The organism is Paenibacillus etheri, assembly GCF_001012825.1.
Classification (GTDB): domain Bacteria; phylum Bacillota; class Bacilli; order Paenibacillales; family Paenibacillaceae; genus Paenibacillus_AQ; species Paenibacillus_AQ etheri.
The window spans coordinates 32,864-53,301 of record NZ_LCZJ02000076.1; the positions used below are offsets into that span (position 1 = coordinate 32,864).

Annotated in this window: 19 protein-coding genes; 13 read left to right on the forward strand and 6 right to left on the reverse strand. The window is 44.4% G+C overall.

What is annotated here, in order from left to right:
* Nucleotides 1-30 precede the first annotated feature (30 nt).
* The gene (locus tag UQ64_RS28515) at nucleotides 31-732 is read left to right on the forward strand and encodes a DUF1361 domain-containing protein (RefSeq protein ID WP_060626822.1); all 702 of its coding nucleotides are present in this window, start codon (nucleotides 31-33) and stop codon (nucleotides 730-732) included.
* Here the strand turns inward: UQ64_RS28515 and UQ64_RS28520 are convergent.
* On the reverse strand, nucleotides 729-1,046 hold the full coding sequence (locus tag UQ64_RS28520) for an MGMT family protein (protein WP_060626823.1): 318 nt from the start codon (nucleotides 1,044-1,046) through the stop codon (nucleotides 729-731). The two genes, UQ64_RS28515 and UQ64_RS28520, sit on opposite strands and share 4 nt — an antisense overlap.
* A 227-nt stretch (nucleotides 1,047-1,273) precedes the next feature.
* Between UQ64_RS28520 and UQ64_RS28525 the strand changes: the two genes are divergently transcribed.
* The 9 genes from UQ64_RS28525 to UQ64_RS28565 all read left to right on the forward strand — a co-directional run bounded on the left by UQ64_RS28525 (nucleotide 1,274) and on the right by UQ64_RS28565 (nucleotide 11,183).
* Nucleotides 1,274-2,824, forward strand: coding sequence for a spore germination protein (locus UQ64_RS28525; RefSeq protein WP_156417709.1), 1,551 nt, complete (start codon nucleotides 1,274-1,276; stop codon nucleotides 2,822-2,824).
* A gap of 2 nt (nucleotides 2,825-2,826) precedes the next feature.
* On the forward strand, nucleotides 2,827-3,972 hold the full coding sequence (locus tag UQ64_RS28530; RefSeq protein ID WP_060626824.1) for a Ger(x)C family spore germination protein: 1,146 nt from the start codon (nucleotides 2,827-2,829) through the stop codon (nucleotides 3,970-3,972).
* 244 nt (nucleotides 3,973-4,216) lie between these two features.
* Entirely contained in the window at nucleotides 4,217-5,323 is a 1,107-nt protein-coding gene (locus UQ64_RS28535; protein WP_060626825.1) for a GerAB/ArcD/ProY family transporter, read from the forward strand.
* 124 nt (nucleotides 5,324-5,447) lie between these two features.
* A complete protein-coding gene (locus UQ64_RS28540) occupies nucleotides 5,448-6,074 on the forward strand; it encodes a hypothetical protein (protein ID WP_060626826.1) in 627 nt (208 codons plus the stop codon).
* A gap of 19 nt (nucleotides 6,075-6,093) precedes the next feature.
* Nucleotides 6,094-6,390 (forward strand): antibiotic biosynthesis monooxygenase family protein, encoded by a 297-nt coding sequence (locus tag UQ64_RS28545; RefSeq protein WP_060626827.1) that lies wholly within the window; start codon nucleotides 6,094-6,096, stop codon nucleotides 6,388-6,390.
* A gap of 14 nt (nucleotides 6,391-6,404) precedes the next feature.
* On the forward strand, nucleotides 6,405-7,223 hold the full coding sequence (locus tag UQ64_RS28550; protein WP_060626828.1) for a phosphotransferase family protein: 819 nt from the start codon (nucleotides 6,405-6,407) through the stop codon (nucleotides 7,221-7,223).
* A gap of 26 nt (nucleotides 7,224-7,249) precedes the next feature.
* Complete coding sequence (locus UQ64_RS28555; RefSeq protein ID WP_060626829.1) at nucleotides 7,250-7,795, forward strand: DUF1697 domain-containing protein; 546 nt, start codon at nucleotides 7,250-7,252, stop codon at nucleotides 7,793-7,795.
* A gap of 211 nt (nucleotides 7,796-8,006) precedes the next feature.
* Nucleotides 8,007-10,124, forward strand: coding sequence for a glycosyltransferase family 39 protein (locus UQ64_RS28560; RefSeq protein WP_082651367.1), 2,118 nt, complete (start codon nucleotides 8,007-8,009; stop codon nucleotides 10,122-10,124).
* A 78-nt stretch (nucleotides 10,125-10,202) separates the two neighbouring features.
* The gene (locus UQ64_RS28565) at nucleotides 10,203-11,183 is read left to right on the forward strand and encodes a glycosyltransferase family 2 protein (RefSeq protein WP_060626831.1); all 981 of its coding nucleotides are present in this window, start codon (nucleotides 10,203-10,205) and stop codon (nucleotides 11,181-11,183) included.
* On the opposite strand, the gene UQ64_RS31160 is transcribed toward UQ64_RS28565, so the two are convergent.
* The 4 genes from UQ64_RS31160 to UQ64_RS28580 form a co-directional block, all read right to left on the reverse strand.
* On the reverse strand, nucleotides 11,169-11,336 hold the full coding sequence (locus UQ64_RS31160) for a hypothetical protein (protein ID WP_156417710.1): 168 nt from the start codon (nucleotides 11,334-11,336) through the stop codon (nucleotides 11,169-11,171). The two genes, UQ64_RS28565 and UQ64_RS31160, sit on opposite strands and share 15 nt — an antisense overlap.
* A 3-nt stretch (nucleotides 11,337-11,339) precedes the next feature.
* Nucleotides 11,340-11,906 carry an FAD-dependent oxidoreductase gene (locus UQ64_RS28570; protein WP_060626832.1) on the reverse strand — a complete coding sequence of 189 codons (567 nt, stop codon included), beginning with the start codon at nucleotides 11,904-11,906 and terminating at the stop codon, nucleotides 11,340-11,342.
* A gap of 174 nt (nucleotides 11,907-12,080) precedes the next feature.
* A complete protein-coding gene (locus UQ64_RS28575) occupies nucleotides 12,081-13,664 on the reverse strand; it encodes a sensor histidine kinase (protein ID WP_060626833.1) in 1,584 nt (527 codons plus the stop codon).
* Nucleotides 13,661-14,344 carry a response regulator transcription factor gene (locus UQ64_RS28580; RefSeq protein WP_060626834.1) on the reverse strand — a complete coding sequence of 228 codons (684 nt, stop codon included), beginning with the start codon at nucleotides 14,342-14,344 and terminating at the stop codon, nucleotides 13,661-13,663. Before UQ64_RS28580 ends, UQ64_RS28575 begins: the two co-directional genes overlap by 4 nt.
* 462 nt (nucleotides 14,345-14,806) lie before the next feature.
* Here UQ64_RS28580 and UQ64_RS28590 point away from each other — a divergent pair, with 462 nt between their 5' ends.
* The 3 genes from UQ64_RS28590 (at nucleotide 14,807) to UQ64_RS28600 (ending at nucleotide 19,725) form a co-directional block, all read left to right on the forward strand.
* Entirely contained in the window at nucleotides 14,807-15,970 is a 1,164-nt protein-coding gene (locus UQ64_RS28590) for a glucose-1-phosphate adenylyltransferase (protein ID WP_060626836.1), read from the forward strand.
* Between the two features lie 122 nt (nucleotides 15,971-16,092).
* Nucleotides 16,093-17,196 (forward strand): glucose-1-phosphate adenylyltransferase subunit GlgD, encoded by a 1,104-nt coding sequence (glgD, locus tag UQ64_RS28595; protein ID WP_042123900.1) that lies wholly within the window; start codon nucleotides 16,093-16,095, stop codon nucleotides 17,194-17,196.
* A gap of 96 nt (nucleotides 17,197-17,292) precedes the next feature.
* Nucleotides 17,293-19,725: a glycogen/starch/alpha-glucan phosphorylase gene (locus tag UQ64_RS28600; protein ID WP_060626837.1), complete on the forward strand. Its 2,433-nt coding sequence runs from the start codon at nucleotides 17,293-17,295 to the stop codon at nucleotides 19,723-19,725.
* A gap of 83 nt (nucleotides 19,726-19,808) precedes the next feature.
* On the opposite strand, the gene UQ64_RS28605 is transcribed toward UQ64_RS28600, so the two are convergent.
* Nucleotides 19,809-20,288 carry a GAF domain-containing protein gene (locus UQ64_RS28605; protein ID WP_060626838.1) on the reverse strand — a complete coding sequence of 160 codons (480 nt, stop codon included), beginning with the start codon at nucleotides 20,286-20,288 and terminating at the stop codon, nucleotides 19,809-19,811.
* Nucleotides 20,289-20,438: the final 150 nt, after the last annotated feature.

Sequence of the window (20,438 nt, forward strand, 5' to 3'; positions counted from 1 at the left end):
AAACTATATCGATAAGGAGAATATAAGCTCATGAAGGAATTGAATTATCCAAAGGTGTTTATGCTCTTGGCAGGTCTCTCTGTGGCGACATTGGCCGTATATCGTGTAGTGTCACTTCAGACGGATTCGTTTTATGCTTTCTTAATCTGGAATTTGTTCCTGGCTTGGATTCCGTTCTTGTTCTCTATGGCTGCTTATGAACTGGATAAAAGGAAGATAGGTGGCTTGCTGCTTGTTCCACTAGGCGTCGCTTGGCTGCTGTTCTTTCCGAACGCGCCTTATCTCATGACGGATCTGGTGCATCTAACGATAAGAAAAAGCAGATATATCGTGGATGGCACCATTCAGAATCGGTATTGGTATGATATGGTTACCCTCCTATTATTCACTTGGAGCGGCTGGTTGACCGGGTTCTTCTCTTTATACCAGTTCCAGACGGTTGTATATCGCAAAAGCAGCCTGCTGTTCTCTTGGGTATTCGTCCTCGCAGCATGTGTGCTTGGGGGGTATGGTGTACTGCTTGGCCGAGTCTACAGGCTGAATAGCTGGGACGTACTAACAGACCGGCATCAGTTGTATCAACTGGTTATGGATAGCTTGAATCGTCAGTCGGTATTTTTTAGCTTGTTTATTGCCTTTGTGTTGCTGGTTATCTACGCTACGATGTACTGTTTGCTAAATGGTCTTGGAACCGGTGCAAGAGGAAAGGGCTCCAAACACATACATGGTTAATCCGCACATTCCGGATCAAATTGGAATTGCTTAAGTTCTACCACACCTTTTTCATCAAAAATAATCCCTTCTTCCTGCAAATAAAGCTTCTGGAGGGAACTAGACTCATCTTCAGTTAAGGAGATCATTCCTTTGGAGTTGATGACCCGGTGCCAAGGAAGTTTATATTTTCTACTCATGGAGTGAAGGATACGCACAACCTGCCTCGCTCCTCTTGGGCTTCCCGCCGCACGGGCAATACCTCCATAGGTCATCACTTTACCTTCAGGTATGGACTGTATGATACGTATCACTTGTTCCGTAAATGGTGTCATAGGGGAGCTCCTATCTCTTATTTTTATCAAATTATACCAGATGGTCACTGCAATCATAAACATTCATTAATGCCGCCGCCGAAGCGGCTTTTTTCATTTTTAATGGAGGGAGTTTACTACTCTCCTTTACGAAGAAGTTGATCCCTTTTCAGTATAATTTTGGCGGATAGTATTTAGTGAGATGGGGGATAATTTCTAGGAAACCTATTGTGACAGGAGTGACTACTGTGGAGGAACAGACAGCAGGAGGTAACCGCAAAGATTCTCAACAAAATACGACGTCTGGGCAGACTCCGAGTACGTCACTAGATGAAATGATGAACCTGTTTCGACAAATATTCAAGGATGATGGAACACTTAGAATCAGAGTGCTAAATAATGAGGGTAGTGAAATTCTTCGCTTCGGGTTAGTTAACGTTGACGGGATGGTTGACAAGCATATGATTCAGGAGGGAGTTATTAAGCCATTGATGGCTTTTGACTTCACCAGAATGGAGTATGGCAACACAGCGGAGCTAATGGAGAAAATTAGGACGCAGGTCATTAATGTTACTGATGTGGTTACTTCTACAGATTTGAATGAAATGATTAGTGCGATTATAGCTGGCAAGACTTTATTGCTACTCGACGGTTATGCCGGTGTTCTCACTATTGGTGCACAAGGCTGGGATAAAAAGGCTATTACGGAGCCAGTGACCGAGAAAAGTGTTTATGGCCCGCGGGAAGGATTTACAGAATCGTTAATAGTAAACCTGACCCAAATCCGCCGAAGAGTACAAGATTCCGACTTGAAGTTTATTTTTAGCAAGATCGGATCCCGTTCTAACACACAGATATGTATTTGCTATATGGAAAGCCTGGCATCACCAAGTATTGTTAAAGAATTGCAGGATCGGCTTAGACAGGTTGATATAGATCTTGTTCTGGATACGGCCTATCTTTCGGAATTAATAAGAGACGAACCTTTTTCACCCTTTGAGATGACAGGAAGCACAGAACGCCCGGATTCCTTAGTCAGTAAAATGATGGAGGGTAGAGTGGCCTTACTTATAGAAGGTAGCCCGTATGCGATGACCGTACCCTATCTATTTGTGGAAAATTTTCAAGCAAGTTCTGATTATTACATTAACTATTATTTTGGTTCATTTAACCGAATGCTAAGAATGGTTGGAGCTTTTCTGTCTATTAGTATTCCCGCACTTTATGTGGCTTTGGTCACCTTCAGTCAGGAAATGATACCGACCCAGTTATTGCTCAGCATTGCTACTTCAAGAGTAGCAGTCCCCTTTCCGACAGTAGTAGAGGCAGTGTTCATGTTAACGATATTTGAAATCCTAAGAGAGGCAGGAGAACGGATTCCTACCTATATTGGACAGGCGATCAGCATTGTAGGGGCTCTTGTGTTGGGACAGGCGGCCGTAGAAGCAAGATTAGTGAGTGCCCCAATGATTATTGTCGTCGGCTTAACCGGAATCATGACGCTGCTCAATTCTAGATTGACAGGCCCGTTAATTATAGTAAGAGCACTTTTATTATGTGCAAGCTTTATGCTGGGCATTTATGGGTACTTTCTGGGAATGCTCGGGCTTGTTATTCATTTGATGAGTTTGCGCTCCTTTGGGGTATCATACATGCTTGGGATAGGCTCTATCCGTCCGCAGGATATTAAAGATACAGCGATCAGGGCACCGTGGTGGCATATGCATCTGCGTCCAGCGATGATCGGGGCACGAAACAGGAAGAGAAAAGGGTCCAATAAAATAGAGAGAAGGCCATGAACATGCTGAAAAAGGTAATCCTGGCCTTTATATCCCTGATCCTTCTTATAAGTGTAACTGGCTGTTGGAACTACTCTGAAGTGGATGATATATCGATTGTAGCCGGGGTGGGGATTGACAAGGGCGAATCTGAAGGGGAACTGTCGGTAACGGTAGAGATTGTGGATACGAAGGAAGGGATGAAATCAAGTCCAGCTGGATTTAAAATACTAACACTCTCTGGCAAGACGATTTTTGAGATTGCGCGAGGAATAATCTCCATAACAGGAAAAAAATTATTTTGGAGTCATTCCAAAGCGATTGTTCTCAGTGAAGAGGTAGCCCGGGAAGGAGTTATCAAAGTGATTGATTGGTATAACAGAGATACAGAGACACGATCGGATGTATACATATTCGTCTCTAAAGAGAAGACGGCTAAGGAAGTGATCAGTCTAAGCAGTGTAACGGAAAGTATTACAGCCTTTGCACTAGCACAACAGATGAGGTCTGAGAAGAATGTCAGTACGGCTCCCGTCGTGGAAATTTGGGATTTCATTGATAAGTTAGAGGCTTCTGGAGAATTTGCAATGGCTCCGCTTATCTATATTCATGAACAAAATAAGATAAAAAATGCTCGGGTAAGTGGGACCGCTATATTCAGTATGGATAAAATGGTTGGGACGATCAGCGGTGAAGAAACGAAGTATATGTTGTTTGCAAAAGATCAAATCCAGGGTGGGGTGTTAACTGTAAATGATAAGCAAGGAAAAACCGCCTTTTCTCTAGAGATTCTGTCTAATAAAACAAAAGTAAAGCCTGTATGGATCGATGGCAAATTACAAATGCAAATTAACACAGAAACGCAAGTCGGATTGGATGAGGTAATGACTCCGGAAGAATTCAATAATATTAATAGCAAGAATGTACTTGAGGAGCGGGCCGGAAAGGAATTACAGGAGCGGATCCTCTCCATTATCCATAGGGTACAGAAGGATTATCATGCTGATATTTTTGGATTTGGAGAGCTTATCCATGAGAGAATGCCGCAAACCTGGAAGAAAGTTAAGGAAAACTGGGGACAGGAATTCAGCGAATTGGACGTGGTTGTAAATTCCAAAGTGATAATTAAGAGCAGTGGGCAAACTTCAAGATCTATCCAGACTCATTAAAAATAGGTGATGAATTGGTTGCTATAGTTATTCTTGTCTATGCGGTTATCGTATTGTTCGATTCTTACGGATTGTTAAAGCAGGGGATAAAGCGGGACTTTTGGGTTTGTTCAGCCTTATGTCTAGTTTCATTTGGTATTGCTATTGCATTGTCCATGAAGTGGTCGATTCCCAGCCCTTCACCACTAATTGCAAATTGGATCAAGAAGCTATTTTAGGGAACAAGCTTAAAAGGAGAAAGTGTATGAATAAGGAGATCATTCCTGTAGGGCATATGATTAGCGTTACGGTTTTGTTTACTGTAGGAACTTCCATATTTATGGGCTTGCCAGGACAATCCGGTAACAGCAAGTGGATCGCTCTGCTTTTTGCCATGGTACTTGTAGTTCCTCTTATACTGATATACGCAAGACTTCATGTTCTTTTTCCGGGTAAGGATCTGTTTGATATGCTGATCGCTGTATATGGAAGAGTTCTCGGGCGAATGATCTCCTGTCTCTATATTTGGTATGCTTTTCATCTGGGGGCACTGGCTCTCAGGGTCTTTGGAGAATTCAGTAGATCGGTCGCCTTGACCGAAACACCGATGCTTGTTCCTATGCTATGTCTTGGGTTATTGTGCATTTGGGTGGTTAAGGCGGGGATTGAGGTGCTGGGAAGAAGCGCGAAACTTCTGCTTCTATTTACTATAGCTGTGAATTTGATTATTTTCACATTATCTATTTCCAAGCTAGAGTATCATCATTTACTCCCATTGTTTGACAAAGGCTTACAGTCGGTATTAAGTGATACTATGGGCACGTTTTCTGTTACATTTGCAGAGATTATAATAATACTGGGGGCATTTAGTACTATATCGAACAAAGCCGCAGGTAAGAAAATATTATTTGGTAGTGTACTGATTTCTGGGATGATTATTCTTTCGGCTACGCTACGTAATCTATTGATGCTCGGCCCTGAAGTAGTGTCCAGTCTGAATTTTCCCTCTTATGTGTCTGCGAGTCGTATTAATGTAGGTGATTTTCTGTCCCGAATTGAGGCTTCCACAGCTGTTGTATTTGTAATCACAACCTTCATAAAAGCGAGCTTATGTCTGTATGTAGCTAGCTGCGGAGTAGCTAAAGTATTCAAGTTAAAGAGTTATCGATCTGTTGTACTCCAAATGGGACTGTTAATGATTTATTTTGCGGATTTTGTGTACAAGGATATCATGGAGATGCAATATTTTTCCTACCATATTTATAAAATCTACGCCTTTCCATTTCAGGTGATTATTCCACTGGTATTGTGGATTTGCGCTGAGATTATGGTTAGTAGAAGTAAACATAAGCAGGTAGCATCACAGCAATAGACCTACTTTCAACCATTCCTGATCTCTAGTTAAGATTGGGAATTCTTTGATTTCAAAACTAAACATAAGTTAGCTATAATGATAGATACATAGAATGGTTGTTTTAGAAGAGAGGGAAACAGGTATGAACGTCAGCAATATCATTATGTCCTCTTATTGGGGTAGAGAGGTTAGACATAAATATATCACTCAAGGATCTAAGACACTGGCTGTTATTTTTCCAGGTAAAAATTATTCGGCTGAGCGCCCCCTGCTGGATTATGCGGCCAAAGCAGCACGGGAACATAATTGCGACGTCCTGCTACTTGAGTATGGCTATCAGAGTGCGCGAGTAGGATTTAAGCGTGATGAAATGATTATTCTCATTCAGGAATGTAAGGCGGCCATTGCTTCTCTTCCTGAATACAAAAAGATACTATTTATCAGCAAAAGCGTAGGTGCGGTCATAGCAGGGAGAATTGCAGAAGAGCTGGAGATACAGAAAAAGACTTCTCATCTATTTATAACACCATTACCTGAGGCAATCCCTCTGATTCAGCAGAGTAAAGGCAGTGTTATTTATGGCGGAGGCGATCCTTTATTTAGTGAACAGCATTCCGGTGAAATCAGTGAACTCCATCATTTAAAAGTGTATAGAATCGATGATGCTAATCATAGTCTTGAGGTAGGACAGGTCAACGAGTCACTGGCAATCCTGCTTGTTATTATTAATTTTTATCATGAGTTTTTCCGTGATGCTTTAAATACATAACCTTTGGAGGATGCTGATTATGATTTTGGAAGCTGCGATGCTGCAAGTGAAGCCTGGTTTGACTACTGAATTTGAAAAAAGTTTCAAGGAGGCATCAAGCTTAATTTCTTCGATCGAGGGCTACATGGGGCATGAACTACAACATTGTTTAGAGGATGATCATAAGTATCTGCTGCTTGTGAAGTGGAGAACGCTTGAGGACCACACCATAGGATTCAGAGAATCGAGCCAGTATCAGGAATGGAAAGCACTACTTCACCATTACTACGACCCATTTCCGGTAGTTGAACATTTCACCCGTATTAATCTGGACTAAATGGAGGAAGCCAAGTGAAGGCGAAGCTTGTTGGGAGAGGCAGAACAGCGGAGATTTGGGAGCATGAGGATCAGAAGATTCTTAAGTTGTACCTAGAGGATGTTTCAGAGCAGAACATTAGCCGAGAATATAACATCAGCCAGTTTGTACACTCACAGGGCGTTCGGACACCGCAGCCATTTGAACTCATTACTGAACAGACAAGACAAGGTATTGTATTTCAACAAATTAAAGGTTCCTCTCTGCTAAAGGTGATGGGTGAGAAGCCTTGGAAAGTTAGTATGTATGTCAGAATGATGGCTAGGCTTCACTACGATTTGCATAAGCTTGAAATTACTGAGGAGATCGGACAGCAGAAGGATATATTAAAGTGGAATATCATGGGCGCTCCTATGCTTAGTGAAGATGAGAAGTCTGCCATTCTGAGCTATCTGGAGAAGTTGCCACAAGGAAATCATTTATGTCATGGAGATTTTCATCCTGACAATGTACTTATGGACGATCAGCTCTGGGTAATCGACTGGATGACAGGAGTGGCAGGAGAACCAGCGGCCGATGCTGCGCGATCTGTAGTGATGTTCAGTATGGGAGCCATGCCCCCTGGAGCCTCTGCCTTATCGAGAATGATGATAGGTTTTATTAGAAAGAAATTAACTAAGGGATACATTCGGGAGTATCTCCGTTTATCAGGTCTCACCTATGAGGACGTAGACCGCTGGATTTTGCCAATCGCTGCCGCGCGTCTGGTGGAGGGACTTCCGCCACCGGAGAAGGAGCTTCTAGTAAAAGAAGTGCGTAAACGTCTGCAGACCTTAACCGTGGGAATAACTTGATCATGATAAGAAACGGAGTGTATTCCATGACTACCTATATTGCGCTGCTGCGTGGCATTAACGTCGGTGGCAACAAAATTATTAAAATGTTGGACCTGAAGGCGATGTTTCAGACTCTTGGGTTTGAAAATGTACGAACGTATATTCAGAGCGGAAATGTTGTGTTTGAGAGTGATGAAGGTTCGGAGAGTCTGCTTACTGGAGTCATTGAACGTAAGATTCATGAGGTTTTTGGATTCGAGGTCTCTGTTATTATCCGTACCTTAGCAGAAATGGAGAACGTGATCGCTAACGATCCCTTTCAGCTCTCCGAGCCAGAGGAATTCAAAAGATGGTATGTTTCTTTTCTACCAACAGAGCCTTCAGCGGAAGCGTTAGATAAGCTGCGTATTTATGAGGATGGACCGGATAAAATGCATTTTATCGGCAGAGAGATGTACGTGTTATATGATGTCAGTGTGAGCCAATCGCCACTTTTTAAGGTTCCTTTTGACAAAATATTGGGTATGTCTGTTACTGCACGCAACTGGAATACAGTGAATAAGCTCGTTACTATGGGCAGGATGGAATAGTTTATTTTAAAATATTTGCTTGGGTTGGGATTTGAACAGAAAGGCTCCACAGTTGTGGGGCTTTTTTTGCGTTCTGGCAGCCTTGTATATTCAGCAAACATTCAGCTTGGACTCATTGAGAGTTAAGGTACGGGTGAAATAATACACCTACAGAAAGTTTGAACCGGGGGCACAGAACTGCCGGATATAGACGATCAAAGGATAGGAGTGGATGGAGATGAGTTGGGTCAAAAAAATAAGCTCGGATCTTATACTGTGGCTCATTTTATTACTTGCCGCTTTTTTGTACGGTTATGGAGTTTGGAATGACCACTATGTGAATACATACTACACCACCGCGGTGGGAAGTATGCTGCAGAACTTTCATAATTTCTTCTTCGCTTCACTTGACTCTGCGGGTTCAGTAACGGTGGATAAACCACCGGTTACCTTTTGGATTCAGACGCTGAGCGCACTTATCTTCGGGCTGCATGGCTGGAGTGTGATTTTGCCTCAAGCCCTTGGGGGCGTCGGCTCTGTGCTACTCCTATACCTGCTAGTTAAGCCTACCTTTGGCAGAGCGTCAGCACGTATAGCGGCTCTGGTCATGGCGACTACTCCGGTAGCGGCGGCTGTCAGCCGGACGAATAATATTGATGCGCTGCTTGTATTCACCCTTCTGCTCGCGGCATGGTTTCTATTTAAAGGGACGAAGAGCAACAAGCTGGGCAGTCTTCTAACCGCATTTGCGTTAGTCGGTGTAGGGTTTAACGAGAAGATGCTGCAGGCATATATGGTTCTACCGGCGTTTTATTTCTTTTATATTTTGGTTGCCAAAGTGAACTGGAAGCGGAAAACGGGAGTATTGGCAGCCTCGACAGCAATATTGCTTGTAGTCTCCTTGTCCTGGGCAGTGATCGTGGATTCGATTCCCGCCAGCAAACGTCCTTATATCGGCAGTAGCGGTACTAATTCCGTGCTGAATCTGGCCTTTGGTTATAATGGTGTCGCACGTTTGACGGGCGATCGAGGGACAGGCGGAGGCGGAGGTGGAATGCCGGGAGCGAATGGTCAGATGCCGGCAATGAACGGTGATTTGCCAAACATGAATGGTGAGATGCCCGCTATGAATGGGGCAGGTGGCAACAATGGCACGGATGGTGAACGTGGATCATCTTCGGAGCGGCAAGGCACAAATTCGACGTCGAATAGCCAGATTGGTGATGATGATGGAGGTTCACCAGGTCAACCTCCTGGTGGAATAGTCAGCCAAGGCCGACAATTTGGTGGAGATAACGGCGGGCGAGGAAATCGCGGTGGAAGCGGAGGCGGAATGTTCAATACAGGAACAGCAGGACCACTGCGTCTGTTCCAATCAGAGCTGTCAGGACAGGCTAGCTGGCTGCTACCTTTCGTATTGCTAGGCTGTATTGGATTATTCGCCAATCTGCGGAGAAAAAACTTCACCCAAGCCCATAAGGAAGCTCTCTTCTGGTTAGCGTGGCTAGTGCCCGTTATGGGATTCTTCAGCATTGCAGGGTTCTTCCATCAATATTATCTGGTGATGATGGCTCCGCCAATTGCAGCGTTAGCCGGCGCAGGCTGGTCAAAGCTGTGGACGCTATATCGCAAGAACTCTGGTTGGCTGTCTTGGCTATTGCAAGCCGCAACACTGGTTACAGCAGGTTTCCAATGGTACATTGTTCATCCTTATGACGATACGATTGGAAGTGGCTGGTCCATTGGGATTCTAGCTGCAGGCATAGTGGTTTCACTGGCACTGGTAGTTCTTAAAGGCAAGAAGTCCTTTATTTATGCGACAGGTATTGCAGCCGTATTAGTAATGTTAATTGGGCCGCTCTACTGGGCAGCTACCCCCATTACTTATGGCTTGAACAGTCAAACCCCAGAGGCAGGCCCGAGCAGTAGTGAGGGTAGAGGGGGGATGGGCGGCAATTCAAGTAATTTTGGACGTAATAACGCCGCAAGTGCGAATGAGAGTCTGCTGTCCTATTTGGAGGAGAATAATACCGGGGAGCCTTATCTGTTCGCTGCATTGGATTATGGTACAGCAGCACCTTATATCGTTGACAAGGGGGCATCGGTTGTTATTTTGAACGGATTTTCTAACTCAGACACAGTTTATACCCCAGATACCCTAAAGGAGTTAGTAGAGAGTGGTAAGGTGAAATACTTTCTGATCAATAGCGGTGGTATGGGTGGCGGACGTGGGGGGAGCTCCGAGTTGACGACTTGGATCACGGAGAATGGTACAGAAATTCCAACAGCTGATTGGGCAGGAAACGATGCAGGAAACAGCGGGACGTTGTATAAAGTCACTGTAAACTAGGCGAATGTTAATCATATGAGGCGTGTTATGAGATGGATCTGGCACGCTTCATTATTCAAATTTAAGGAGGAGCTGCTCATGAGTACCAACGTGCGCTATTCCATTGTTATACCGATGTTTAACGAAGAGGCGGTTATTCAGGAGACCTATCGCCGGATCAAAAAAGTAATGGGTTTAACCCATGAAGTGTATGAACTGATCTTTGTGAATGACGGCAGTACAGACAATTGTGCCCAGATGATTGAGGAATATAGCTACTGGGATGAGAGTGTGAAGCTGATCGATTTGTCTCGTAACTTTGGACATCAGATCGCTATTACTGCCGGAATGGATTATGCCCTAGGGGATGCAGTCGTCATCATTGATGCCGATTTGCAAGATCCACCGGAACTGATTCTGGACATGATTGCGGAATGGAAGCAGGGGTATGAAGTTGTATATGCCAAAAGGATAAAGCGAAACGGAGAATCCCTGTTCAAAAAGTGGACGGCCAGCCTCTTTTATAGAGTGCTACGTTATTCAACCGATATTTCAATACCTGTGGATACGGGGGATTTTCGCCTCATCGATCGTAAAGTCTGTGAAGAGCTCAAGCGTCTACCTGAGAAGAATCGGTTCGTACGTGGTCTGGTCAGCTGGGTCGGATTTCGCCAAAAAGCCATTGAATATGAACGCGATGAACGTCTGGCTGGAGAGACAAAATATCCGCTGAAGCGCATGATCAAGCTCTCACTGGACGGAATTACTTCCTTCTCTTATAAGCCACTGAAACTGGCAGGATATCTGGGAGCACTATTGTCGGTTTCTGGGTTTCTGTACCTGATGTATGTACTTTATCTGGTGATTTTTACGGATTCAGTCGTTAAAGGCTGGGCATCGATGATTGGAATCACAGTGACCTTTAATGGCTTTGTACTCATTATGTTAGGAATTCTGGGTGAGTATGTCGGCCGGATTTATGATGAGACCAAGGGACGTCCGCTCTATATTGTTCAAGATTTCTATGAAGGTAAGAAACAGCAGGATGTTCGTGAGCAGCAAGTTCTACATCGTCAATAAATGCAAGGGAGGAATTCGTTGTAAAAAGAGTTCAGGAGTGCTAATGGTTGAAATAGCTGCACCAGCTGCACCAAGTGCAGTTATTTTTTGCGTTATAAAAAATCCGGAGAACAGATTCCTAAGAATCGTCTCCGGATCTATGTTTTCAGTCATTGATTAAGCCTTTAGCACATCATGATCCACGTAACGTGCACCATTTAACTCGCTAATTACATTAATCGCTACCTTCGCGCCATCACCTGCCGTAATAATGGCATGTACACTTACTCCGGCAACGGTACCTGCGGCCCAAATGCCTTCAACATTTGTTTTGCCTTCCGGAGTAACAGCGACGACTGTTTTGATTCTTGGCTCTGTGCCATCCTTAGTCTCCACGCCAGCTTTGGCGGCTAGATCCGTAAGGGCACCTGTTGCAAGAATAACATGTTTGGCTTCATAAATGATTCCGTCTTCGGTTTCAATGACGAATCCGTTGCCGCTGGAAGTGAGGTTGATCGCTTGTTCCGAAACTAGCTCAGCGCCAAATTTGACGGCTTGCTTATGTCCGGTTTCTACGAGATCAGGACCGCCTACTTCGGAAATTCCATAAAAGTTCTCGAACCATCCTCTGCGGGTCATGCCCTTATCATTGTCGATCAGCAGCGTTTTTTTGCCCGCCTTGGCGGCGAATAGGGCTGCGCTTGCACCGGCAGGACCGGCTCCAATTACGGCGATTTCGTACATGATTTGACCTCCTCAAAGTTTTGCGGAGCGATGCTCCTTAGAATGGACAACATAGCAAAACTACTTCGTAAGCATAGGCTTAAGTTTTGTGAAGCGATGCTCCTTAGAATGGACAACATAGCATAACTGGCTTCATAGACATAGGCTAAAGTCTATCATCTATTATAACGGTTGTTACTCTCTCTTGGCTAATCCTTCCTCACAAGGGAGGGTAACCCTAAAGGTTGTTCTCTCACCGAGGGTGCTGTTTACACTAATCTTGCCGTGATGTGCCTCGACGATAGACTTGGTAATAGAAAGGCCGAGTCCGGATCCACCGTATTTACGTGTGCGGGAGGAATCACTGCGGTAGAAGCGATCGAAGATATGTGGGATATGCTCTGCGGAGATCCCGCAGCCGTTGTCCCGCACCGTTAGAATTGCCTCATTTCCACTAGCATGTAAAGAGAGATGTATGGTGCCAGATTCTGCATCCGTATGCTGAACTGCATTGTGGAACAGATTTAGAATCACCTGCTTGATCTTATTGGGTTCATATTTACCATGGATGCCATACGAGATATCAAAAGTAACCTTGCGCTGATCCGCTAACAAGAGCAGATGCGGCTTCATTTCGGAAACCACCTCACCGAGCAGTAGATCCGTCATCCGCAATTGCGGGGCGCCATCCATCCGAGCGAGCAGCAGCAAATCTTCCACCAGCTTGTTGATCCGTTTCGATTCGCCATGCATGCTACGCAATGAGTTGTATAACTGTTCTTTGTTGTCCGCAGCACCTCGCAGTAAGACCTCCAGAAAACCGTGGATCGAGGTCAGCGGCGTTCGCAGCTCATGAGAAGCATCGGCAGCGAAGCGGCGCATTTGTTCCTTGGCTTCGCGTTCATTATGAAAGGATATTTCGAGACGCTCGAGCATACCATTGAATGAAAGAGCCAGCTTGTCGATTTCGGCCTGTCCTTGATTAATTGGAAACCGAATATCCAGATTACCGGCATTAATGATCTGGGCGGATTCTCCCATATTTGAAAGGGGGACCAGCGTCTTTCGAAGGGCAGGTAAGTATAGGGAAAAGCCAGCCAATAAAGCAATCACTGACAAACCTGCGTAGATCATCAATTGCTGTAAGATTACATCCGTAAGCGGTCCTGTATTCACACTCATTTGTAGCAGCAATCTAGTATTTCCAGGTCTATAGAGGTTCACGAATATGGCTAAATGTTCAGTGCCGTCTTCGGCCTCTATGAGTTTGTAGTTCCCTGTTGCTCTATCCGTGATATGAATGAGCAGATTATTGTATTGCTCGTTCGTTAATCTCGGCGCGGCTGAATCAGATAAAGTCATTTGCTGCAAGTCCCTGAAGGTACCATCCGAGCTATAAATGGCGAGGGTCGTATGGGCATCCAGCAGGAGTGGACGCCTATTCTCACCCGTTCGTAGACCTTCTGGAATTTTATTCTCGCCGTCTCTTTCCCCCGGCAGATTACCACTATGCTCGGTGTTTCCTTCATTCGGAGTTGTAGTGTCTTCGTCATAGGAATTGAAAAAGTTGAAAAACATCTCACGGGGAACAGAACGTATTTGCGCTTCCATAGACTTCGCTCTATTGCTATATATGATATCCCTCATGAGTATATATTGTAATACTCCGATTAGCAGCAGCAATCCTGATAGAATGAGCAGCGAAATGGCTAGAAGCTGCTTGCGCAGGGAGCGTGAAGCAGGCAGCTTACGAAACCATTTAGAGATGCGCGTGCTCATAGATCCACCCGGTAGCCTGCTCCCCGCAGGGTACGGATAATACGGTGCTCCTTATCCCCGAGCTTCTCGCGAAGCGAACGGATATAGACCTCAACGATATTTTCCTCACCGCCAAAATCATAGCCCCACACCTTATCAAGAATCATGGGCTTACTTAGTACAAGGCCGTGATTAATAACGAGATACTGCAGTAACTCGTATTCTGTGGGGGAGAGTTCAAGCACTTCTTCCTTGAAGCGAATTTCTTTTCGGCGGCTGTCCATTCGGAATGGGCCGCAGCGCACCTCACCTAGCAGACCTGGAAACTGATTACGTAGCCGCGCTTGAATTCGGGCAAGCAATTCGTCGAAGCTGAAGGGCTTAACCATATAATCGTCAGCGCCAATAGTGAGCCCCTTGACTCGATCGTCCACTTCATCCTTTGCAGTTAGCATAATGACGGCTATTTCCGTCTCTTCCGAGCGAAGGTAATGACATAACTCGAATCCATCCATGCCGGGCATCATGACATCCAGGATGGCTACATGTGGCTTGAACTCAGCAGCAACCGAGATGGCTGTGATTCCGTCGGGTGCGGTTCTGACTTCAAATCCTTCGTTAAGGAGACCCAGCTCCAGAAATTGTAGTATATGAGGCTCATCATCTACGAGCAGTAGTCGAACGCCTTGAGCAGCTTTCATCATAGGTACCTCCAAATCAGTGATAGATAGCTACATTATGACATATTCGGTTGAATGTTTGCTGAAGATCCGTCCCTTTGCTATACGCTTAAATAAGCCATTTGTTCTTTCATGATGATTCAAAGGGGTTCATTTAGTTATAAGTAATATTAATGTGTTTAATAACAAACAGGGTTAAAAATTCCGGATTTCCGAAAATGTGATAAAGGGTTTTGACGCCGGATATAGAACACTTTACAATAAGGATAATCTCCTGATTTTGGAGGGAGTTCCCCATTTTAGTTAGATCTTTCGATTGTATTACATTTCCTTCCACGTTTTTTTCAACTTTGTCCAACTTCCTATCAAGGCTCATTTCTATTAAGTGTATTTCTTGTTAATTCACTTCTTTCTGGAACTTCTGTTCATTCAACCTGTGCTTGCTGAATTTCATATTACCCATAAGTCAAGGGAGGCTTTTCCATGAAGAAAAAGGAAATGGTAGCCATGCTATTGGCTGGAGGCCAAGGCAAAAGATTGAAAGGTTTAACCAAATCGCTTGCCAAGCCCGCTGTTTATTTTGGAGGGACCTATCGGATCATCGACTTCCCTTTAAGTAACTGCTCCAATTCAGGTATTGATACAGTGGGTGTGCTGACTCAATATGAGCCACTCATACTGCATTCTTACATCGGAGTAGGCAGTGATTGGGATTTGAACCGTAAGAACGGTGGTGTATTCGTATTGCCGCCACATGAACGCGAGAATGGAAGTAGCTGGTATCGGGGAACGGCCGATGCGATTTATCGGAATCTTAAGTTTGTGGATCAGTTTGATCCAGAGCATGTTCTTATTCTGTCCGGTGATCACATTTATAAAATGGATTATCACGCTATGCTTCAATACCACAAGGAAAGAAACGCCGATTGCACGATTTCTGTCATTGACGTTCCGCTGGAGGAAGCCAGCCGATTTGGAATTTTGAATACGGAGGACGATCTGAAAATTTACGAATTTGAGGAGAAGCCCCCTCAACCAAAAAGCACTTTAGCTTCTATGGGCGTGTATATTTTCAAATGGGAGATTCTCCGCAAGCATCTACTGGAGGACGGGGAGAATGTAGGTTCATCCCACGATTTCGGCAAGGATATCATTCCTTTAATGCTGGAGGACGGAAACTCCTTATTTGCGTACCCTTTTGAAGGATATTGGAGAGATGTAGGAACTATAACCAGTCTATGGGAAGCTAATATGGATTTGCTGAGCGATACCCCGCCACTTAATCTAAATGATCCCAGCTGGCGCATTTTTACACGTAATCCAAATCAACCTGCCCAATATGTCGCCCCTGGGGCGAAAGTGTCAGGCTGCATTATTAATGAAGGCTGCATTGTGCACGGAGAAGTGAATCACTCGGTCCTCTTTTATGGTGTAGAGGTGGGTGAGGGCAGTGTAATTACGGACTCTGTGATTATGCCTAAGGTCAAGATTGGCAAGAACGTACGCATTCATAAAGCGATTATTAGTGAGAATACGGTAATCGACGATTATATGGAAATAGGCATCGAACGGGAGAATGAGAATGAAATTCTGCTGATCGACAATAAAAGCAAGAAGCGAAAATCAGTTGTAGCCAAAACCATATAATCAAGCTAAAACGCCTTCGGCGTCCTTCTAGGGACGGTACGCGTTTATGCGAGATTTATAAGGATAAAGTATATCGTGAAACTTATACTTTCTTATAAATGATAAGAGGACGGTGGATTCCGATGAAGCAACTCATGGGTGTAATTAATCTGGATCATGAACTCGACAAACTAAATGAACTCACTTATTTCCGCTGTGGTGCAGCCGTACCTTTTGCCAGTCGTTATCGGTTGATTGATTTCGTGCTTTCTAATATGATGCGTGCAGACCTGGAGAGCGTTGGCCTGTTTGTCCGCCGTAAATACCGTTCGCTAATGGACCATTTAGGTGACGGGAAATCCTGGGATATGAACCGCAAGCATGGGGGGTTATTCATTTTGCCTCCAGACTGGAACGATCCAACGGATACTTCTCTCGGGGACTTACAGCATTATCATAACAATCTGGATCTTTTTAAACGGGGATCTGCTAAATATATCGTGTTTTCCGGCAGCCAGCATATCAATACGATCGATCTTCAGGATTTGTACAGCTATCATCTGGAGAAGGGTGCCGACGTTACAGTAGTGTATAAAAAGATTGAAGAACTACAGCCAGAGCATGATCTATGCCAGCGTATTGAAGTAGACGAAGAGAATAAGGTGACCAATATCCATCATGAGAAGGACCATCCTAATTTATACTTGGATATCTTCATTATGGAGAAGAAACTGTTCTTGGAGCAGGTGGAGCATTGCATTGCGCATGGAGAGAGTTATTTTTTCCGTGATGTGATTCAGAAGAACCGACACAAATTTAATATCGCCGCATACGAATATCATGGCTATCATGCCGTCATTAATTCATTAGAGAGTTATTATAAGAACAGTTTGGAACTGCTCCAGCAGGAGAATTACTTCAGTTTGTTCAAAGAAAGCCCGGTACAGACGAAGATTAAATATGAGGCTCCAACCCGATATTTGGAGAGTGCGAATGTCAGCAATTCTCTGGTGGCTAATGGCTGCATTATAGGTGGAACGGTGGAGAATAGCGTGATCTTTCGGGGGGTACAGATACGTAAGGGAGCGAAAATCATCAACTCAGTAATTATGCAAAAGTGCGTCATCGAAGAGAATGCGGTCATTGAGAATGTAATTATGGATAAAGACGTACATTTGAGTAAGAATCGAATTCTTGTTGGAGATAGTAAACGTCCATTCGTCATCGCCAAGAGCAGCAAGATCTAACGACTGGATTAGATGAATTGAGCAGTATAACCTATCTGATCTAATGGCACAGTCTGCTGCACTTCTAAAAAAAGCATTTGTCAGGAGGACCTACTGTTGTTTAACGATAAAGAATCTTTCAAACAGGTATTCCGTGAGACCCTCATCGGTAAATTAGGTAAACCACTTGAGGAGGCCTCGAATGCCGATGTCTATAAAATACTGGGTAACATGATTCGTGAGAACGCTGGAAAAAATTGGGCAGAGACCAACCAGAAGTATAAGGTCGATAAAGATAAGCAGGTTTACTATTTTTCAATGGAGTTCTTGATCGGCAGGCTTCTGGGGAACAATCTGCTGAATATGGGCGTGCTGGAAGTAGTGCGTGAGGGCTTAGCTGATCTTGGCTTCTGTTTGCAGGATATAGAGGAGGAGGAATCGGACGCTGGGTTAGGGAATGGAGGTCTCGGTCGTTTGGCCGCCTGCTTCCTGGACTCACTCGCTTCTCTGCAATATGCGGGACATGGCTGCGGCATACGGTATAAATATGGCCTGTTCGAGCAGAAGATCGTTGATGGGTATCAAGTGGAACTGCCTGATTACTGGCTGCAGAATGATAATGTATGGGAAGTGCGCCGCGAAGATAAGCAGGTAGAAGTTAGGTTCTGGGGGGCTATTGAGACCCGCGAAGAGAACGGACGACTCGTATTCGATCATACGCAATATGAGGCTGTTCGTGCAGTACCTTACGATGTCCCTATCATTGGTGCAGATCGCCGGCATGTGAATACACTGCGTAACTGGAGTGCAGAATCTATCACCCAGCCCTCTAGAACCTTTGGTTCTTTTGCCGGGACGGATTATCATAAGTTTCTGGAGTATAAGCGTTCTGTAGAATCCATTTCGGAGTTCCTATATCCAGATGACTCTCAATACGAAGGCAAGCTGCTTCGCCTGAAGCAGCAGTATTTCCTCTGTAGCGCGGGGCTGCAAAGTATTCTGCGGACCTACAACAAGCTTGCGCTACCTATAGAATTGCTGCCAGACAAGGTAGCTCTTCATATTAATGATACACATCCAACGTTGTTGATTCCTGAATTGATGAGGATTCTGATGGATGTACATGGTTTAGGATGGGATGAGGCATGGAGTATCACGACTCGTATGGTCTCTTATACCAATCACACCATTCTGAGCGAAGCGCTTGAGAAATGGCCTATTCAAATGGTTAGGGAGCTGCTGCCACGTATTTTTCTCATCATTGAAGAGATTAATGCCCGCTTCTGTGGCGAGCTCATGAGTCGTTATCCAGGTGATCAGAATCGAATTGAACAAATGGCAATTATTCATGAGGATCAGGTTCGGATGGCTCATCTGGCGATTGTAGCTAGCCATAGTGTCAATGGAGTGGCGGCGCTGCATACAGAAATATTAATGAAGCGCGAAATGCGACTTTTTAATGAAATGTATCCACACCGTTTCAATAATAAGACGAACGGAATTACTCATCGGCGATGGTTACTGCATGCCAATCCAGATCTGGCTAATTTGATCAATCAATCGATAGGGACCCGTTGGGTGAGCCATCCTCAAGAAATGATTGGCTTAATTAAATATTGTGAGGATGCTTCCTTCCAGGAACAAGTAGCCAGTATTAAGCGCCAGAATAAGCTTCGTCTTGCAGAGTACATCTACAGTAAGCATTCAGTACATGTCGATCCGGACTCTATCTTTGATGTACAGGTGAAACGTCTGCATGCCTACAAGCGTCAGTTGCTTAATATTTTGCATATCCTGCATTTGTACAATCAAATCAAAGATAATCCTTCGATGGATATGGTCCCACGCACGTTTATATTTGGAGCAAAGGCAGCGCCAAGTTATCATCTGGCGAAGCGGATTATCAAATTGATTAATACAGTTGCGGAGGTAGTCAATAAAGATCCGGATGTTAAAGGGAAGATTCGTATCTTTTTCCTTGAAAATTATTCGGTATCCCTAGCAGAAAAGATCATTCCTGCAGCGGACATCAGTGAGCAGATTTCTACAGCCAGCAAAGAAGCATCCGGTACCGGGAATATGAAGTTTATGATGAACGGTGCATTGACGGTAGGGACGATGGATGGCGCAAATGTGGAAATGCATGAAATGGTAGGAGACAACAATATGTTCCTGTTCGGACTTCGTGCTGAGCAGGTCATGGATTACTACCAGCATGGTGGTTACCATGCGCGTGATATTTACAACGGGGATAGTCGTGTGAAAGAAGTGCTGGATCAGTTAATCAAACCAGGACCTATATGTTGTCACGCTACGGAGTTTGAGAGCATTTTCCACTCTCTTCTGGATAATAATGATGAGTTTTTTGTGCTGAAGGATTTCGCTAGTTACGTTGAGACGCATGTCGAAATTGATCGGGCATATCGCAACCGGCAAGAATGGCTGAAGAAGTCCATTATTAATATTGGTCATTCCGGTAAATTCTCCAGTGATAACACAATTAGTCGCTATGCAGCTGAAATTTGGAACATTAGTCCAGTTCGATTGTAGAATCAACATAAATAGGCTGTCTTATAAGTAGGTAACCTCTACAAATAAGACAGCTTTTTTTATGATATAAAACGAAGGGATTTTTAGATAGCTTCCGATACTAAAGCTGCGAACCGCTCCAGAAATCGGCGTTCTTCATCATCAAAGCGATCCTTGAGCGGACTGTCGATATCAAGTACGCCAAGCAAGCGATCATCCTTTATTAAAGGAACAACAATCTCGCTGTTTGAGGCTGCATCACAGGCAATATGACCTGGGAATGCATGCACATCTCCTACTGCAAGTGTGCGCCGCTCTGCTGCTGCCGTTCCGCACACTCCGCGAGATAGCGGAATTCGAATGCATGCAGGGAGGCCTTGAAAAGGTCCAAGTACTAGCTCCTTGCCGTCAAATAAATAAAAACCAGCCCAATTCGTATCCGGCAGCGCGTGTTTAAGTAGTGCCGAAGCATTAGCCAGATTGGCTGTAGCACTTGGTTCGTCCTTCATCAATGCTTCGAGTTGGATTAGAACCGCTTCAAACTGCTCGCTGCGCGTTCCATCATATGGCATAGCTTGAAACATGAAGCATCACCTTCCTGTACTTTAAAGTCAATATGAAACCATAACTGTAACTAACAACATAGTACAGCTATGCCGGGTACGTCAAGACACAACATTCTTTTGTAATATCTTGGAATTAGTTATAATCTTCACTGAAACGCTGACCTTGTG

Coding starts and splice junctions, on each gene's coding strand:
- UQ64_RS28515 (WP_060626822.1), top strand. CDS start 31: ATGAAGGAATTGAATTATCCAAAGGTGTTTATGCTCTTGGCAGGTCTC.
- UQ64_RS28520 (WP_060626823.1), bottom strand. CDS start 1,046: ATGACACCATTTACGGAACAAGTGATACGTATCATACAGTCCATACCT.
- UQ64_RS28530 (WP_060626824.1), top strand. CDS start 2,827: ATGCTGAAAAAGGTAATCCTGGCCTTTATATCCCTGATCCTTCTTATA.
- UQ64_RS28535 (WP_060626825.1), top strand. CDS start 4,217: ATGAATAAGGAGATCATTCCTGTAGGGCATATGATTAGCGTTACGGTT.
- UQ64_RS28540 (WP_060626826.1), top strand. CDS start 5,448: ATGAACGTCAGCAATATCATTATGTCCTCTTATTGGGGTAGAGAGGTT.
- UQ64_RS28545 (WP_060626827.1), top strand. CDS start 6,094: ATGATTTTGGAAGCTGCGATGCTGCAAGTGAAGCCTGGTTTGACTACT.
- UQ64_RS28555 (WP_060626829.1), top strand. CDS start 7,250: ATGACTACCTATATTGCGCTGCTGCGTGGCATTAACGTCGGTGGCAAC.
- UQ64_RS28560 (WP_082651367.1), top strand. CDS start 8,007: ATGGAGATGAGTTGGGTCAAAAAAATAAGCTCGGATCTTATACTGTGG.
- UQ64_RS28565 (WP_060626831.1), top strand. CDS start 10,203: ATGAGTACCAACGTGCGCTATTCCATTGTTATACCGATGTTTAACGAA.
- UQ64_RS31160 (WP_156417710.1), bottom strand. CDS start 11,336: ATGACTGAAAACATAGATCCGGAGACGATTCTTAGGAATCTGTTCTCC.
- UQ64_RS28570 (WP_060626832.1), bottom strand. CDS start 11,906: ATGTACGAAATCGCCGTAATTGGAGCCGGTCCTGCCGGTGCAAGCGCA.
- UQ64_RS28575 (WP_060626833.1), bottom strand. CDS start 13,664: ATGAGCACGCGCATCTCTAAATGGTTTCGTAAGCTGCCTGCTTCACGC.
- UQ64_RS28580 (WP_060626834.1), bottom strand. CDS start 14,344: ATGAAAGCTGCTCAAGGCGTTCGACTACTGCTCGTAGATGATGAGCCT.
- UQ64_RS28590 (WP_060626836.1), top strand. CDS start 14,807: ATGAAGAAAAAGGAAATGGTAGCCATGCTATTGGCTGGAGGCCAAGGC.
- glgD (WP_042123900.1), top strand. CDS start 16,093: ATGAAGCAACTCATGGGTGTAATTAATCTGGATCATGAACTCGACAAA.
- UQ64_RS28605 (WP_060626838.1), bottom strand. CDS start 20,288: ATGTTTCAAGCTATGCCATATGATGGAACGCGCAGCGAGCAGTTTGAA.